This is a genomic window from Pseudomonas idahonensis (genome assembly GCF_037903935.1).
GTDB lineage: Bacteria > Pseudomonadota > Gammaproteobacteria > Pseudomonadales > Pseudomonadaceae > Aquipseudomonas > Aquipseudomonas danubii.
The window spans coordinates 6747769-6761225 of record NZ_CP149586.1 but is presented as its reverse complement, the minus strand read 5'-3'; the positions used below and the strand labels follow the sequence as shown (position 1 = coordinate 6761225).

Here is a 13457-nt window from a genome sequence, read left to right as displayed (position 1 = left end):
GGGAAACACCTCATGGGGATGTGAGCAACGGAGGGCGGTGCAACAGGCCGTGTACCGGACCGAACACCACGGACAGCAGGTACAGGCTGCCCGCCACCAGCACGATGGCCGGTCCGCTGGGCAGCGAGTAATGGAATGACAGCAACAGGCCGAGCCACACCGAGAGACAACCCAGCAGCGCGGCGATGCCCATCAACAGCGGCAGCCGCCGGCTCCAGAAGCGCGAGGCGGCGGCCGGCAGCATCATCAGCCCCACCACCATCAGGGCGCCGATGGCCTGGAAACCGATCACCAGATTGAGCACCACCAGGGTCAGGAACAGGCCGTGAGCCAGGGGACCCAGGCGACTGACGCTGTGCAGGAACAGTGGGTCGAGGGTGTCCAGCAGCAGGGGTTTGTAGATCAGGGCCATGGCCAGCAGGCTGACGGCCGAGACCAGGAGCATGCCGTTGAGGGTCGGGCCGTCCACCGCCAGGGCCGAGCCGAACAGCAGGTGCAACAGATCCAGGCGTTTGCCCGCCAACCCGAGGATCAACACGCCGCTGGCCAGGGAGATGGGGTAGATAGCCGCGATGCTGGCGTCTTCCCGCAGGCCGGTGCGGCGGGTGATCCAGGCCGCGAGGCCGGCCATGCCCAAGCCGGCGCCCAGGCCGCCGAGGGTCAGGGCCGGCAAGCTGAGACCGGCGAACCAGAAACCCAGAGCGGCGCCGGGGAGGATGCCGTGGGCCACCGCATCGCCGATCAAGCTCATGCGTCGCAGGATCAGGAAGACGCCCAGGGGGGCGGTGCTGCAGGCCAGGACCAAACCGCCGAGCAAGGCCCGGCGCATGAACACGAATTCGCTGAAGGGCTGCCAGAGCTGTGCGGCGAACTGCATCACGCCACCTGCGTCTGGAAGGGCGGGGCGATCAGTTCTTGGCTCTGACCCCATACGCAGCCGCTGCTTTTGACCCACAAGGTCTGGGGGATGTGCTGGCGCACGGCGGCCAGGTCATGGCAAACCACTACCAGCGTCCGGCCCTGGGCGTGCCAGCTGTGCAGGTGTTGCCAGAGCAGGGTCTGGCCCGCTTCGTCGAGGGCGGCGTGGGGTTCGTCCAGGAGCAACAGAGGCGCTTCGGTCAAGCTCAGTCGGGCCAGCAGCGCACGCTGTAATTCACCGCCGGAAAGGGCCATCAACGGGCGGCTTTCCAAGCCACTCAAATGCCAGTCTTCGAGCACCGCCTGCAGTTTTTCTGCCCGGGCCCTGGCGGGTTCACGCTTGCCCCAGAAGCCACCGGCCACCAGCGCTTCAAGGCTGATAGGGAACTGGCGATCGAGGTGTTGCTGTTGCGGCAGAAACGAAAAGCCGCCCCGTTTGGGCGCCGCCAGATCGACCTTGCCGGCCAAGGGTTTTTGCAGCCCGGCCAGGACTTTCAGCAGGCTGCTTTTGCCCGAACCGTTGGCGCCGATGATGGCGCTCAGGCTGCCGCTGGGCAGGTGCAGGTCCAGGGCTGGAGTCAGGGGTTGGCCCGGCGCGCCCCAGCGCAAACCTCGACAGCGGATCATCAGGCCTCCCAGTTCCAGCGGCTTTGCGCCACGGCGTCGTGGGCGTGCAGGCTTTCCGCATGCACGACCCGCAGTTGGAAGGCGTTGACCCCGGGGGAGCGACGCAGGGCCAGATTCAGCCGGCGGGCGGCGTCTTCGCAGAACATCAGGTTTTGTCCGTTTGCCAGGGCGAAGGCCTGTTCATCGGCGCGTTTGACCGCCGTCTGCACGGCAGTGCCCAGGGCGTTTTCCGCGTCGTTGATCAGTGCAATCAACGGCAGTTCGTCGAGGAAGTCGTCCAGGCGCAGGTGCAGTTCGGCGTTGCTGCGTTGGCTATGGGGCGTGGCAACTATGCCTTGGGTCGAGCCCAGCCAGGCCAGGATCTCGGCGTGCTGCAGTGGCCGGTTGGCGAAATCGTCGACGAATTGCTGTTGGATCAACTGACGGGACAGGGCGGCCGAGCAAGGGCAAGTGGAGGAATAAGGCACGACAATTTTTAGTTCCACGTGGAACATCGCGTTTTTCAGCCGTGCTTCGATGCTCAACGGATAGCTCTTCCAACCGGCCAAAGGACTGACCAATGCCGGGCGTTTGAGCAGCAGATCGAAGTGCAGGCGCAGGTAGGCGCTGTTGGCCATGCCTTCGTGACTGTCGAGAAAGCGCTGTAGCACTTGGCGCAGCAGAGCAGGCGTGAGGTTGTCCTGTTCGAGCATTTCCAGGGCCAGGTACAGCCGCGACATATGAATGCCTCGCGCCTCGCCGTCGTCGAGGCTGACTCCGGCGTCCGCTTTGGCAGCGATCCGTTGGCTGTCCATCAGTACAGGTAAGGCAATGCCGCACATGCCCACCCATTCCAGGGGCAAGGCTTGGCGTGAGGCCTGCGCGGCGATATCCGGCAGAGTCAGCGCGTTCATGAACAGGTCCGTCGTTAGGAATATTTCTGCATGTTATATTATAACAATACATCCGATGAAACATTTTTCCTCGGCGGTTCTTTGGCCTGTTCTTGTGAGTACGGACACTCCCTCATCTGCGGTATTTGTCATGCACAGACGTCAATTGCTCAACCTGCTGTTGGCCGGTACGGCCCTGATGTTGCCCTGGGCTGTTTCTGCCGCGCAGATCCGTAATGCGCGGCTGTGGAAAGACGCCGACAAGCTGCGGCTGGTGCTCGATCTGAGTGGCCCGGTGCAGTACAAGACCTTCACTCTGAGCGCACCGGAGCGCTTGATCATCGATTTGAACGGCGCTCGCCTGAGTGGCGATTTCAGTCAGTTGCCCCTGGACCGTACGGTGATCCGCGCGATCCGCTCCGGGCATTTTGGCCAGGGCGATACGCGGATCGTCCTCGACCTGAATGAGCCAGTGCAGCTCAACAGTTTTCTCCTGCCGCCCCAGGATGGGCAGGGCCATCGACTGGTGCTGGACCTGTCTGCGCCCGGCAAGGTGCCGTTGCAGATCGCCGCGGCCGCTGCGCCCCTGGCCAAACCCGAGGCGTCGCCGGGCAAGCCTCATCCCAAGCGCGACATCATCGTGGTGGTGGACCCCGGCCACGGTGGCAAGGACCCCGGCGCCGTGGGGGCCAAGGGTGAGCGAGAGAAGGATGTGGTGCTGTCCATTGCCCAGTTGCTGGCCAAGCGGCTCAAGCGCGAGAAGGGCTTTGCCGTGAAGCTAGTGCGCAACGACGACTTCTTCGTGCCGCTGCGCAAGCGGGTGGAGATCGCCCGCAAGCACAAGGCCGACATGTTCATCTCGGTGCACGCCGATGCGGCGCCGCGCCTTAGCGCTTCCGGTGCCTCGGTGTATGCCTTGTCCGAAGGCGGGGCGACTTCGGCCACTGCGCGCTTCATGGCCCAGCGGGAAAACGATGCCGACCTGCTGGGGGCCAGCAGCCTGCTCAATCTCAAGGACAAGGACCCGATGCTGGCGGGGGTGATTCTCGACATGTCGATGAATGCCACCATTGCCGCCAGCCTGCAGCTAGGGGGCACGGTGCTGGACAGCCTGTCGGGGATCACCACTCTGCATCAGAAGCGCGTGGAACAGGCCGGGTTCGCGGTGCTCAAGTCGCCAGACGTGCCATCGATCCTGGTGGAAACCGGCTTCATCTCCAACCGCCGCGACAGCCAGCAACTGGTCACCACGCGGCATCAGCAGGCGATTGCCGACGGCCTGTTCCAGGGTTTGCAGCGCTACTTCGAAAAGAACCCGCCGGCCAACAGCTATCTGGCCTGGCTCCAGGAAACAAAGAACAACCGCACCGTGTAGCCACCAGCGCCTGCACCGGGCGCGATGTGGGGGCGGCTAGCAACCGCTAATGCGGCTGCAGGTGAACTTGGCGCTGCTGCCGCCAGAACTGGAGAAGCGATTGCGGGTGGTCCAACCCACGCGCTGGCTGTAGCCCACCCAGGCTTCACCATCGGAGGCCAGGCCGGTGAAGAAGGTCAGTTGCCCGTAGCGACTGTTGGTCTGCGCCCAGTAGCGTTTGCCGATCACCTCGAACCCGCGCAAGTAAGTGGTGCTGCCCGCCGTGGCGACGCTGTAGGCGTTGCCCAAGGGATCGACGCAGGCCAGCAGGGTGGCGCTGCGGGTGCAGGTGGCCAAGGTACTGGGCACGGCGGCTGTGGCGTGGCCGGCCAGCAGCATCAGGCTTGAAAGCAGAGTGGGCAGGACAAGGCGCATGGCAGTTCTCGTGGCGACAGGGGCGCAGCATTGCGCCCTTCGTCGTGGTCGGCAAGGGAGTATTGGCTAATCTGCATTGTTATAATATAACATAAAATAAAGCCTGACCCGTGACCCCCGCCATGACTGAACAAGAGCTCCTCGCCGAACCCTCGGCGCATTACATGAACGACGCCCAGCAGGGCTTCTTCCGCGATCTGCTGCTGGCCCAGCGCAGCGAATTGCAGGAGCGCATTGCCGCTGAGTTCGACCAACTGCGCGAGCAGGAACCCCACAGCGACCCCGCCGACATCGGCAGCGCCGAAGAGCAGCGGCAATGGCAACTGCGCCTGCTGGAGCGGGAAAAGAAGCTCCTGGACAAGATCGACGAGGCCCTGGAGCGCCTGGCCCGCGGCGAGTACGGCTGGTGCCGCGACACCGGCGAGCCCATCGGCCTGCAGCGCCTGCTGCTGCGGCCCACCGCCACCTTGTGTATCGAAGCCAAAGAACGCCAAGAGCTGCGCGAACGCCACCAACGGGCGCTTTGACCCAGCCGCGAACCTGATGAGGCCCCCCCCCATGACCGAGCGTCTTCCCGTTACCGTGCTGTCCGGCTTTCTTGGCGCGGGCAAAAGCACCCTGCTCAATCACGTCCTGCGTAATCGCGACAACCTGCGGGTAGCGGTGATCGTCAACGACATGAGCGAAATCAACATCGACGGCAGCGAGGTGCAGCGCGATGTCAGCCTCAACCGCGCCGAAGAGAAGCTGGTGGAGATGAGCAACGGCTGCATCTGCTGCACCCTGCGCGAAGACCTGCTGGAGGAAGTGGGCAAGCTGGCCCGCGACGGGCGCTTCGACTACCTGCTGATCGAATCCACCGGGATCTCCGAGCCGCTGCCGGTGGCGGAAACCTTCACCTTTCGCGATGAGGCCGGGCAGAGCCTGGCGGACATCGCCCGCCTCGACACCATGGTGACTGTGGTCGACGGCATGAACTTCCTGCTGGATTACCAGGCGGCGGAAAGCCTCGCCAGTCGCGGTGAAACCCTGGGCGAGGAAGACGAGCGTTCGATCACCGACCTGCTGATCGAGCAGGTGGAGTTTGCCGACGTGATCCTGGTCAGCAAGATCGACCTGATCAGCAGCGCCGAGCGCCAGGAGCTGATGGCGATCCTGGCGCGGCTCAACGCCCAGGCAGAGATCATCCCCATGGTCATGGGCCAGGTGCCCTTGGCCAAGATCCTCAACACCGGGCGCTTCGACTTTGAACGCGCGGCCCAGGCGCCGGGCTGGCTGCAGGAGTTGCGCGGCGAGCACGTGCCGGAAACCCAGGAGTACGGAATCGCTTCAACCGCCTATCGGGCGCGGCGTCCCTTTCATCCGCAGCGCTTCTTCAACTTCATCAACCGGCCCTGGGTCAACGGCAAGCTGCTGCGCTCCAAAGGCTTCTTCTGGCTGGCCAGCAAGTACCAGGAGGCGGGCAGCTGGTCCCAGGCCGGTGGCTTGATGCGCCACGGTTTTGCCGGGCGTTGGTGGCGCTTCGTGCCCAAGCAGCAATGGCCCCAGGACGAGGAAAGCATGGCAGCGATCCTGCACAACTGGACCCCGGCCACGGGCGACTGTCGCCAGGAGCTGGTGTTCATCGGCCAGAACATCGACTTCACCCGGCTCTGTGCCGAGCTCGACCTGTGCTTGCTGGATGACGATGAAATGGCCCTGGGTGTCGAGGGCTGGAGCCTGATGACCGACCCTTTCGGTGCCTGGCATGAAGAGGAGGCGGCCTGATGCTGACCCTGAGTTCTCCGGTGACTCCACTGAGCATTCCATTGGCGGCCAGGAGCTTGCTGCTGCCTTGTGCGGTGCCGCTGGTTTCCCGGCGCGCGGCCATTGGCCCGACCCCGGCGGTCCTGGCCGAGGTGCTGGACGATGAGGTCAACCTCGGCCTCTGGCAGCGCCAGTTGCCGGCGCACATTGAGGACTTCGGCCAGTTGCTGTTGTCCCTCAACGAGCCCTTGGCCGAGTCCCTGTCCCTGGAACTGCCGGATGAGGAGTGCCCACCGAACCTGCGGGGCCTGGCCTCGCGCTTCAGCGACTTGCACGGTTATGACGGCTTTATCGCCGACGTTTCCTGGCTGGTCAGCGCCTTTGCCTGCCTGTTGGGCGCCAAGCGCGTGGGCTTGCGCTTGCGGGTGCTGGACAAGGCCATGTGCCCGCGCTTTCACGTCGACCATGTGCCCGTGCGCCTGATCACCACCTATGCCGGGATTGGCAGCCAGTGGTTGCGCGAAGGGGCGATGGACCGTCGGCAACTGGGACAGGCCAGCGCTGAACCCCGAGACCCGGCGCTGATCCAGCAGATCGGCAGCGGTGAGGTGGCGCTGTTCAAGGGCGAGAAGTGGCACGGTAACGAAGGTTTCGGCCTGATCCACCGCTCGCCGCAACCGGCGCCGGGGGAGCGCCGGCTGATCTTTACCCTTGATTGGCTGGGTTGAGCCAGGCGTGTAGCCGCTGCCGAGCCTGCGAGGCTGCGCCAAGGTCCGCAGAACCTTCAGTGCGCTCAAGAACGGCGTCTGCTGCGACGTCGTTCTTGAGCGCGCGGATTTTCGCCCTGCACGGGAAGGGCGTAGCATCACCTCACAGGCTTTCCGGACCCCTTCCCATGCTGCAGAACATTCCTACCCATGTGATCGCCGGCCCCCTGGGGGCCGGCAAGACCAGCCTGATCCGTCATCTGCTGAGCCAGCGCCCGGCCCATGAGCGCTGGGCGGTGCTGATCAATGAGTTCGGCCAGATCGGCCTGGACGCGGCCTTGCTGACTCGGGATGACGATGGCATCGCCCTCGGCGAAGTGGCCGGCGGCTGCCTGTGTTGCGTCAACGGCGCACCGTTTCAGGTGGGCTTGGGGCGTCTGCTGCGCAAGGCCAAGCCGGATCGTCTGTTCATCGAGCCGTCCGGCCTCGGTCACCCGGCGCAATTGCTCAAGCAACTGAGCGTCGCGCCCTGGCAAGGGGTGCTGGCGTTGCAGCCCTGTGTGCTGGTGCTCGACGCTCAGGCCCTGGCGGCCGGCAAGCCGCTGCCCCAGGCCCAGCAGGACGCCCTGTCCAGCGCCGGCCTGTTGGTGTTGAACAAGGACGAACTGCTCAGCGACAGCGATCGGCTGCGGGTGCTGGAGCAGTTGCCGGACTTGCCCTTGTTCTGGACGCGCCACGCCGCCTTGCCCCTGGCCGAGCTACCGGGCCTGGAGGCCAGCGCCGGGGCGGCGCTGGAGCACCTGGATATTCCCCAGGGCCTGGCACAGTTACCGGCGGTGTGGAGCGATCCGGCGTTGCCGATCTGCCTCAGTCAGTCTCAAGAGGAGGGCTGGAGCATCGGCTGGCGCTGGCACCCGAGCCAGCAGTTCGACCTGACCCGGGTCGATCACTGGCTGCAGAACCTCGACTGGCGTCGGGCCAAACTGGTGATCCACAGCGATGAGGGCTGGCGCTCGGGCAATGGCTTGGATAATTCACCGCTGAACTGGCTGCCCAGCGAATGGCGACGGGATTCGCGCCTGGAGTTGATTTTCAGTGCCCCTCAGGACATGGCCGGCCTGCAAGCCAGCCTCAGCGCTTGCCGGCTGTAGGCGCAGGCTTGCCTGCGCATCTCACGGCTTGAACTTGCGATGTTCTTCGCGCCACTGACTCAGCTCGATCACCTCGGCGCTGGGCAACGGCTCTTTCACTTCGAATGGATAGGGTGCCAGCTCGATGTGCGCGCTGTGGGCTCCGAACTGAGTGATGGTTCCGGCGTGGCGGGTTTCGCCAGTCACGGTGAATTCGAAGTTGTAGATTCGCGCCAGGCGCCGACGACCGTTGGCGTCCTTGACCAAACCGATGCGCTTGAGTGCGACGTTGCCGTCCAGCAGCTCGATGTCGAGCCGTGCACAGTGCTGCTTGACCCGCGCCAGCGCCCGCTCCCGCAGGCCGTGGTTGTGCCATAGCCAGGCGGCGCCGGTCGCCAGCAGCATCAGCACAAAAATGTTTCCAAGGGTCAGCATGAAGGTTTGCTCCAACGAAGTGGCGTCAGCTTAACTGCGTCTCCGGTCTGTCGTACAGGCTGCGTTTAGTCGCATACTGCGCGGCTTGAATTCCACCGGTTTTATGGAAAATCCTGCATGAAACGTACGCCCCACCTGCTTGCGATCCAGTCCCATGTGGTTTTCGGCCACGCCGGTAACAGTGCTGCGGTGTTTCCCATGCAGCGGGTCGGGGTGAATGTCTGGCCCCTGAATACCGTACAGTTCTCCAACCACACTCAGTATGGTCACTGGGCCGGAGAAGTGTTGGCGCCCCAGCAGATTCCCGAGCTGGTGGAAGGTATCGCCGCCATCGGCGAGTTGGGCAACTGCGATGCGATTCTCTCCGGTTACCTGGGCAGCGCGGCCCAGGGCCGGGCGATTCTCAGTGGCGTGGCGCGGATCAAGGCGACCAACCCCAAGGCCTTGTACCTGTGCGACCCGGTGATGGGCCATCCGGAGAAGGGCTGCAGCGTGCCGGCGGAAGTCAGCGACTTCCTGCTGGATGAGGCGGTGGCCATGGCGGATTTTCTCTGCCCCAACCAGCTGGAACTGGACAGCTTCTGCGGACGCAAGCCGCAATCGTTGTTCGATTGCCTGGGCATGGCCCGCTCGCTGCTGGAGAAGGGCCCCAAGGCGGTGCTGGTCAAGCACCTGGACTACCCCGGCAAGTTGGCGGAAGGCTTCGAGATGCTGCTGGTGACCGCCGAGGGCAGCTGGCACCTGCGGCGCCCGCTGCTGGCGTTTCCGCGCCAGCCGGTGGGGGTGGGCGACCTGACGTCGGGTCTGTTCCTGGCCCGGGTGCTGTTGGGTGACAGCCTGGTGGCGGCGTTCGAATTCACCGCCGCGGCGGTGCATGAAGTGCTGCTGGAAACCCAGGCCTGCGCCAGCTACGAGCTGGAGCTGGTGCGGGCCCAGGATCGCATTGCCCATCCGCGAGTACGGTTCGAGGCCACGCCGATCGGCTTCTGATGGCGACCGGCGGGCGCTGAGTCAGGCCTGTTCGGAGAATTGCACCGTCGGCGCCGGCTGACGGAAGCCCCGGGTGTGGACGCCCAGGTACGCCAGGCCCAAGGCAAACCAGGCCAGGCCAATCCCCAGGGTCAGGGCCGAGAGGCTGGTCCACAGCCAGACGATCAGGCCGAAGCCGATCAACGGCAGCAGGCCGTACTGCAGCAGTGGCGCCCCCGTGCGCGGCTGCCCCTGCCCCAGGTGACTCTTGATCACCGCCAGGTTGACCACCGAGAACGCCACCAGCGCGCCGAAGCTGATCATCGACGCCAGGGTGGTGAGGTCGATGACCACGGCCAGCAAGGACACCAGCGACACCAGGACAATGGCGATCACCGGGGTCTTGTAGCGCTCGGACAGGGTGCCGAACACTCGCCGTGGCAAGATGCCGTCGCGGCCCATGCTGAACAGGATGCGCGACACCGAGGCCTGTGACGCCAGGGCTGAACCGGCGGCGCCAGCGACATAGGTGGCGGTGAAGAACATCTCCAGGAAACGTCCGCCGGCGTGCAGCATCACCTCGCTGGCTGCCGAATCGGCGTCCTTGAAGCTGCTGCCGGGGAAGGCCAGCTGGCTGGTCATGGCCAGCAGGATGAACAGCAGGCCTGCGCCCAGGGTGGTGATGACAATGGCCCGGGGGATGTCCCGGCGCGGGTCGCGGGTTTCCTCGGCCAGGGTCGATACCGCGTCAAAGCCGAGGAACGACAGGCACAGCACCGCCGCTCCGGCCATCAACGGCAACAGCCCGCTCTGGCTGCCGTCGCCGATCCAGGGCGCGCTCAGGTCCAGGCTCTCGGCCCCGGCCAACTGGCGAATCACCAGGGCGACGAACACCACCACGAACACCATCTGCGCGCAGACGATCAGGTTGCTCATGCTCGATACCGAACCGATGCCGCGAATGTTCAGCAGCGTCACCAGGCTGATGGTCGCCACCACGAAGACCCAGGCCGGCACGGCGGGAAAGGCCAGGTTGAGAAACAGGCCGATCACCAGGTAGTTGATCATCGGTAGAAACAGGTAATCCAGCAGCAGCGACCAGCCGGCAAGAAAGCCGATGCCCGGTCCGAAACTGAGGCTGGCGTAGGAATAGGCCGAGCCGGCAATCGGGTACTTCCTGACCATGACGCTGTAGGACAGGGCGGTGAAGATCATGGCCAGCAGGGTGATCACGTACGCGGCGGCGGTACGCCCGCCGGTGATCTGGGTGACCACGCCGTAGGTGGTGAAGACGGTCAGCGGGACCATGTACACCAGGCCGAAGAACACCAGGGCCGGCAGCCCGAGGATGCGGCGCAGGGAGGTGCCCTGGGCACTGTGGGTGAAATCGCTGGGGGCGAGGGTGGGATTGTCGGAGAGAGTATTGGCGCTGGGCATTGTTATTGTTCTCACGCGTTCGTGGGTTCGAAGGCTCCCCAAACGGGGAGTGCGCTTGTGCCTTGCCCAACGATTCTGGCAGCGGTGCCCCTGGGGCATAACTCTCTAAGTGGTCAAAAAGGGATGGATGTGGCCATTCGGGATGACCGCAGAAGACTGCCTGGAGCAGCGGAAGGAGAGGGGGCGAGTGCGCAAGGCTTTGCAGGGGCGTGGCGAGGGGACCGTCCGTGGTCCTGCTGAATCAGCGTATCTGTCTGAGGATCAAGGGCCGTCGGCCTTGATTTCCTGGTAGCGCTTTTCCAGCTCCTGGCGGATCTGCCGACGCTGCTGGGCCTGGATATAGCGGCGTTTGCCGTCGGCGGTCTCGGGCTGCAGCGGTGGCACCTGGGCCGGTTTGCGCTGGTCGTCCACCGCCACCATGGTGAAGAAGCAGCTGTTGGTGTGGCGCACCGAGCGCTCGCGGATGTTCTCGGTCACCACCTTGATGCCCACCTCCATGGAGGTGTTGCCGGTGTAGTTGACCGAGGCCAGGAAGGTCACCAGTTCGCCGACATGCACCGGCTCGCGGAAGATCACCTGGTCCACCGACAAGGTCACTACGTAGCGGCCGGCATAACGGCTGGCGCAGGCATAGGCGACTTCGTCGAGGTACTTGAGCAGGGTGCCGCCGTGGACATTGCCAGAGAAATTGGCCATGTCAGGGGTCATCAATACCGTCATCGACAGCTGGGCGTTTCCGGGTTCCATAGCACACTCACGGTTCAAGGCAGGGGTTGCTGGAGCACCTCTGCGGGTGCTGGTTTCAAGGATTTTCAAACCATCGATAACGGGACGCCGGGCCGCGTCGTGCCGTCACGCTCCGGTGGATCTGTTTCCTAATATTGCATCGCCTTTCTGCCAGAAGTCCCGGTGTTAACCTGCGAAACACCCGTTTCAGGGCTTTTTCCTCTAATTTTTTGGATATTTCTTTGTACTGATCAGATTTTTCTTTTTAGGCGATCTGCGCCGCCCCGCATTCAAGGAGAACTCCGGCCATGCATGCCATCAGCTTCATTCAGGACCTGGCCGTGATCATGCTGGTCGCAGGTGTAGTGACCATTCTCTTTCATCGATTCAAGCAACCGGTGGTGCTGGGCTACATCGTCGCTGGCTTCATCATCGGTCCCCACACACCGCCGTTCGGCCTGATCCACGACGAACAGACCATCAAGACCCTGGCCGAGCTTGGGGTGATTTTCCTGATGTTCTGCCTGGGGCTGGAATTCAGTCTGCGCAAGCTGTTCAAGGTGGGCGCCACGGCGTTTATCGCGGCGTTTCTGGAAATCGTCCTGATGATCTGGATCGGCTACGAGATCGGTCGCTGGTTCGATTGGAGCACCATGGATTCGCTGTTCCTCGGGGCGATCCTGGCCATTTCCTCCACCACCATCATCGTCAAGGCGCTCAACGACCTGAAGATGAAGAACGAGCGCTTCGCCCAGCTGATCTTCGGTGTGTTGATCGTCGAAGACATTCTCGGCATCGGCATCATCGCCTTGCTGTCGAGTATTGCGGTCAGTGGCACCGTGAGTTCCGGCGATGTGTTTTCCACCGTCGGCAAGCTTTCGCTGTTCATGATCGTGGCGCTGGTGATCGGCATTCTGCTGGTGCCGCGCCTCTTGGCCTACGTGGCCAGGTTCGACAGCAACGAGATGCTGCTGATCACGGTGCTGGGGCTGTGTTTCGGCTTCTGCCTGCTGGTGGTGAAGTTGGAGTACAGCATGGTCCTGGGCGCCTTCCTGATCGGCGCGATCATGGCCGAGTCCCGTCAGTTGCTGAAGATCGAACGGCTGATCGAGCCGGTTCGTGACCTGTTCAGTGCCATCTTCTTTGTCGCCATCGGTCTGATGATCGACCCGCAGATCCTTCTGCAATACGCCTGGCCCATCGCCGTGATCAGCGTGGCAGTGGTGCTGGGCAAGATGCTGTCCTGCGGCATGGGCGCCTTTATCGCTGGTAACGATGGACGGACCTCGTTGCGAGTCGGGATGGGCCTGTCACAGATTGGCGAATTTTCGTTCATCATCGCCGCCCTGGGCATGACCCTGCAGGTCACCAGCGATTTTCTCTATCCGGTCGCGGTTGCCGTGTCGGCGATCACCACCTTGCTCACGCCTTATCTGATTCGCGCGGCCGATCCTTTGTCGCACAAGCTGGCTGGAGTCCTGCCTCAACGCCTGAGCCGGGTGCTGGGCATGTATGGGGAGTGGTTGCGCAGTATCCAGCCTCAGGGTGAGGGCGCATTGCTGGCGTCGATGATCCGCAAGATCCTGCTGCAAGTGGGGGTGAATCTGGCGCTGGTGGTGGCGATCTTCTTTTCCGGCGGCTATTTCGCCAAGCGCATCGGCACTTATCTGGAGGAATGGGTCAGTGATCCTAGCTGGCAGAAGGCGCTGATCTGGGGCGCAGCGTTGCTGCTGTCCCTGCCATTCCTGATTGCCGCCTATCGCAAGCTCAAGGCGCTGTCGATGCTGCTGGCGGAGATGGGGGTCAAGGCGGAAATGGCCGGGCGTCATACCCAGCGAGTGCGTCGGGTGATCGCCGAGGTGATTCCGATCCTGTCGCTACTGGTGATCTTTCTGCTGTTGGCGGCGCTGTCGTCGAGCATCCTGCCGACCCTGGAGTTGCTGGTACTGATTGCCGTGGTGGCGGCGGTGGTGGCCGCGGTGTTGTGGCGCTGGTTCATCCGCGTGCACACGCGGATGCAGGTGGCGCTGATCGAAACCCTCGATCACAGCAAGGACAACGGTGGGCATTGACCTTGCCGCTCGCCAGCAGGGCGCTGGCG

The 13457-nt window shown here is 63.7% G+C and carries 14 protein-coding genes; 7 read left to right on the top strand and 7 right to left on the bottom strand.

Going from position 1 to position 13457, the window contains the following annotated elements; all coding sequences use genetic code 11:
- Positions 1–10 precede the first annotated feature (10 nt).
- From WIN67_RS30705 to folE2, 3 genes are read right to left on the bottom strand one after another with little or no spacing between them, the layout of a single operon-like run.
- Positions 11–877 (bottom strand): metal ABC transporter permease, encoded by an 867-nt coding sequence (locus WIN67_RS30705; RefSeq protein ID WP_110594169.1) that lies wholly within the window; start codon positions 875–877, stop codon positions 11–13.
- On the bottom strand, positions 877–1545 hold the full coding sequence (locus WIN67_RS30700; RefSeq protein ID WP_339070445.1) for a metal ABC transporter ATP-binding protein: 669 nt from the start codon (positions 1543–1545) through the stop codon (positions 877–879). Before WIN67_RS30700 ends, WIN67_RS30705 begins: the two co-directional genes overlap by 1 nt.
- Positions 1545–2438 carry a GTP cyclohydrolase FolE2 gene (gene folE2, locus WIN67_RS30695; RefSeq protein ID WP_339070444.1) on the bottom strand — a complete coding sequence of 298 codons (894 nt, stop codon included), beginning with the start codon at positions 2436–2438 and terminating at the stop codon, positions 1545–1547. Before folE2 ends, WIN67_RS30700 begins: the two co-directional genes overlap by 1 nt.
- 130 nt (positions 2439–2568) lie before the next feature.
- Between folE2 and WIN67_RS30690 the strand changes: the two genes are divergently transcribed.
- Complete coding sequence (locus WIN67_RS30690) at positions 2569–3792, top strand: N-acetylmuramoyl-L-alanine amidase (RefSeq protein WP_339070443.1); 1224 nt, start codon at positions 2569–2571, stop codon at positions 3790–3792.
- 36 nt (positions 3793–3828) lie between these two features.
- Here WIN67_RS30690 and WIN67_RS30685 read toward each other — a convergent pair whose 3' ends face one another.
- Positions 3829–4206: a glutamine synthetase gene (locus tag WIN67_RS30685; protein WP_102881365.1), complete on the bottom strand. Its 378-nt coding sequence runs from the start codon at positions 4204–4206 to the stop codon at positions 3829–3831.
- A 122-nt stretch (positions 4207–4328) separates the two neighbouring features.
- On the opposite strand from WIN67_RS30685, the gene dksA reads away from it, so the two are divergent.
- From dksA to WIN67_RS30665, 4 genes are all read left to right on the top strand, one after another.
- A complete protein-coding gene (dksA, locus tag WIN67_RS30680) occupies positions 4329–4733 on the top strand; it encodes an RNA polymerase-binding protein DksA (RefSeq protein ID WP_102862381.1) in 405 nt (134 codons plus the stop codon).
- 31 nt (positions 4734–4764) lie between these two features.
- Entirely contained in the window at positions 4765–5973 is a 1209-nt protein-coding gene (gene zigA / locus WIN67_RS30675; protein ID WP_102862380.1) for a zinc metallochaperone GTPase ZigA, read from the top strand.
- Positions 5973–6680, top strand: coding sequence for a DUF1826 domain-containing protein (locus tag WIN67_RS30670; RefSeq protein WP_339070442.1), 708 nt, complete (start codon positions 5973–5975; stop codon positions 6678–6680). The genes zigA and WIN67_RS30670 overlap by 1 nt, the downstream gene beginning before the upstream one ends.
- Before the next feature lie 167 nt (positions 6681–6847).
- On the top strand, positions 6848–7810 hold the full coding sequence (locus WIN67_RS30665) for a CobW family GTP-binding protein (RefSeq protein ID WP_110594174.1): 963 nt from the start codon (positions 6848–6850) through the stop codon (positions 7808–7810).
- A 21-nt stretch (positions 7811–7831) separates the two neighbouring features.
- Here WIN67_RS30665 and WIN67_RS30660 read toward each other — a convergent pair whose 3' ends face one another.
- Positions 7832–8224 carry a DUF3301 domain-containing protein gene (locus WIN67_RS30660; protein WP_102862377.1) on the bottom strand — a complete coding sequence of 131 codons (393 nt, stop codon included), beginning with the start codon at positions 8222–8224 and terminating at the stop codon, positions 7832–7834.
- Positions 8225–8341: 117 nt separating this feature from the next.
- On the opposite strand from WIN67_RS30660, the gene pdxY reads away from it, so the two are divergent.
- Positions 8342–9214 (top strand): pyridoxal kinase PdxY, encoded by an 873-nt coding sequence (gene pdxY, locus WIN67_RS30655; RefSeq protein ID WP_102862376.1) that lies wholly within the window; start codon positions 8342–8344, stop codon positions 9212–9214.
- 21 nt (positions 9215–9235) lie between these two features.
- Here pdxY and WIN67_RS30650 read toward each other — a convergent pair whose 3' ends face one another.
- Together WIN67_RS30650 and WIN67_RS30645 are read right to left on the bottom strand one after the other, a co-directional pair.
- Positions 9236–10630, bottom strand: coding sequence for an APC family permease (locus WIN67_RS30650; RefSeq protein WP_339070441.1), 1395 nt, complete (start codon positions 10628–10630; stop codon positions 9236–9238).
- Between the two features lie 261 nt (positions 10631–10891).
- Complete coding sequence (locus tag WIN67_RS30645) at positions 10892–11377, bottom strand: acyl-CoA thioesterase (RefSeq protein WP_102862374.1); 486 nt, start codon at positions 11375–11377, stop codon at positions 10892–10894.
- A gap of 287 nt (positions 11378–11664) precedes the next feature.
- On the opposite strand from WIN67_RS30645, the gene WIN67_RS30640 reads away from it, so the two are divergent.
- Complete coding sequence (locus WIN67_RS30640; RefSeq protein WP_102862373.1) at positions 11665–13428, top strand: cation:proton antiporter; 1764 nt, start codon at positions 11665–11667, stop codon at positions 13426–13428.
- Positions 13429–13457 lie beyond the last annotated feature (29 nt).

What these genes read in the sequence shown, in the direction of transcription:
- WIN67_RS30705 (WP_110594169.1), bottom strand. Translation starts at nt 877, where the DNA reads ATGCAGTTCGCCGCACAGCTCTGGCAGCCCTTCAGCGAATTCGTGTTC.
- WIN67_RS30700 (WP_339070445.1), bottom strand. Translation starts at nt 1,545, where the DNA reads ATGATCCGCTGTCGAGGTTTGCGCTGGGGCGCGCCGGGCCAACCCCTG.
- folE2 (WP_339070444.1), bottom strand. Translation starts at nt 2,438, where the DNA reads ATGAACGCGCTGACTCTGCCGGATATCGCCGCGCAGGCCTCACGCCAA.
- WIN67_RS30690 (WP_339070443.1), top strand. Translation starts at nt 2,569, where the DNA reads ATGCACAGACGTCAATTGCTCAACCTGCTGTTGGCCGGTACGGCCCTG.
- WIN67_RS30685 (WP_102881365.1), bottom strand. Translation starts at nt 4,206, where the DNA reads ATGCGCCTTGTCCTGCCCACTCTGCTTTCAAGCCTGATGCTGCTGGCC.
- dksA (WP_102862381.1), top strand. Translation starts at nt 4,329, where the DNA reads ATGACTGAACAAGAGCTCCTCGCCGAACCCTCGGCGCATTACATGAAC.
- zigA (WP_102862380.1), top strand. Translation starts at nt 4,765, where the DNA reads ATGACCGAGCGTCTTCCCGTTACCGTGCTGTCCGGCTTTCTTGGCGCG.
- WIN67_RS30670 (WP_339070442.1), top strand. Translation starts at nt 5,973, where the DNA reads ATGCTGACCCTGAGTTCTCCGGTGACTCCACTGAGCATTCCATTGGCG.
- WIN67_RS30665 (WP_110594174.1), top strand. Translation starts at nt 6,848, where the DNA reads ATGCTGCAGAACATTCCTACCCATGTGATCGCCGGCCCCCTGGGGGCC.
- WIN67_RS30660 (WP_102862377.1), bottom strand. Translation starts at nt 8,224, where the DNA reads ATGCTGACCCTTGGAAACATTTTTGTGCTGATGCTGCTGGCGACCGGC.
- pdxY (WP_102862376.1), top strand. Translation starts at nt 8,342, where the DNA reads ATGAAACGTACGCCCCACCTGCTTGCGATCCAGTCCCATGTGGTTTTC.
- WIN67_RS30650 (WP_339070441.1), bottom strand. Translation starts at nt 10,630, where the DNA reads ATGCCCAGCGCCAATACTCTCTCCGACAATCCCACCCTCGCCCCCAGC.
- WIN67_RS30645 (WP_102862374.1), bottom strand. Translation starts at nt 11,377, where the DNA reads ATGGAACCCGGAAACGCCCAGCTGTCGATGACGGTATTGATGACCCCT.
- WIN67_RS30640 (WP_102862373.1), top strand. Translation starts at nt 11,665, where the DNA reads ATGCATGCCATCAGCTTCATTCAGGACCTGGCCGTGATCATGCTGGTC.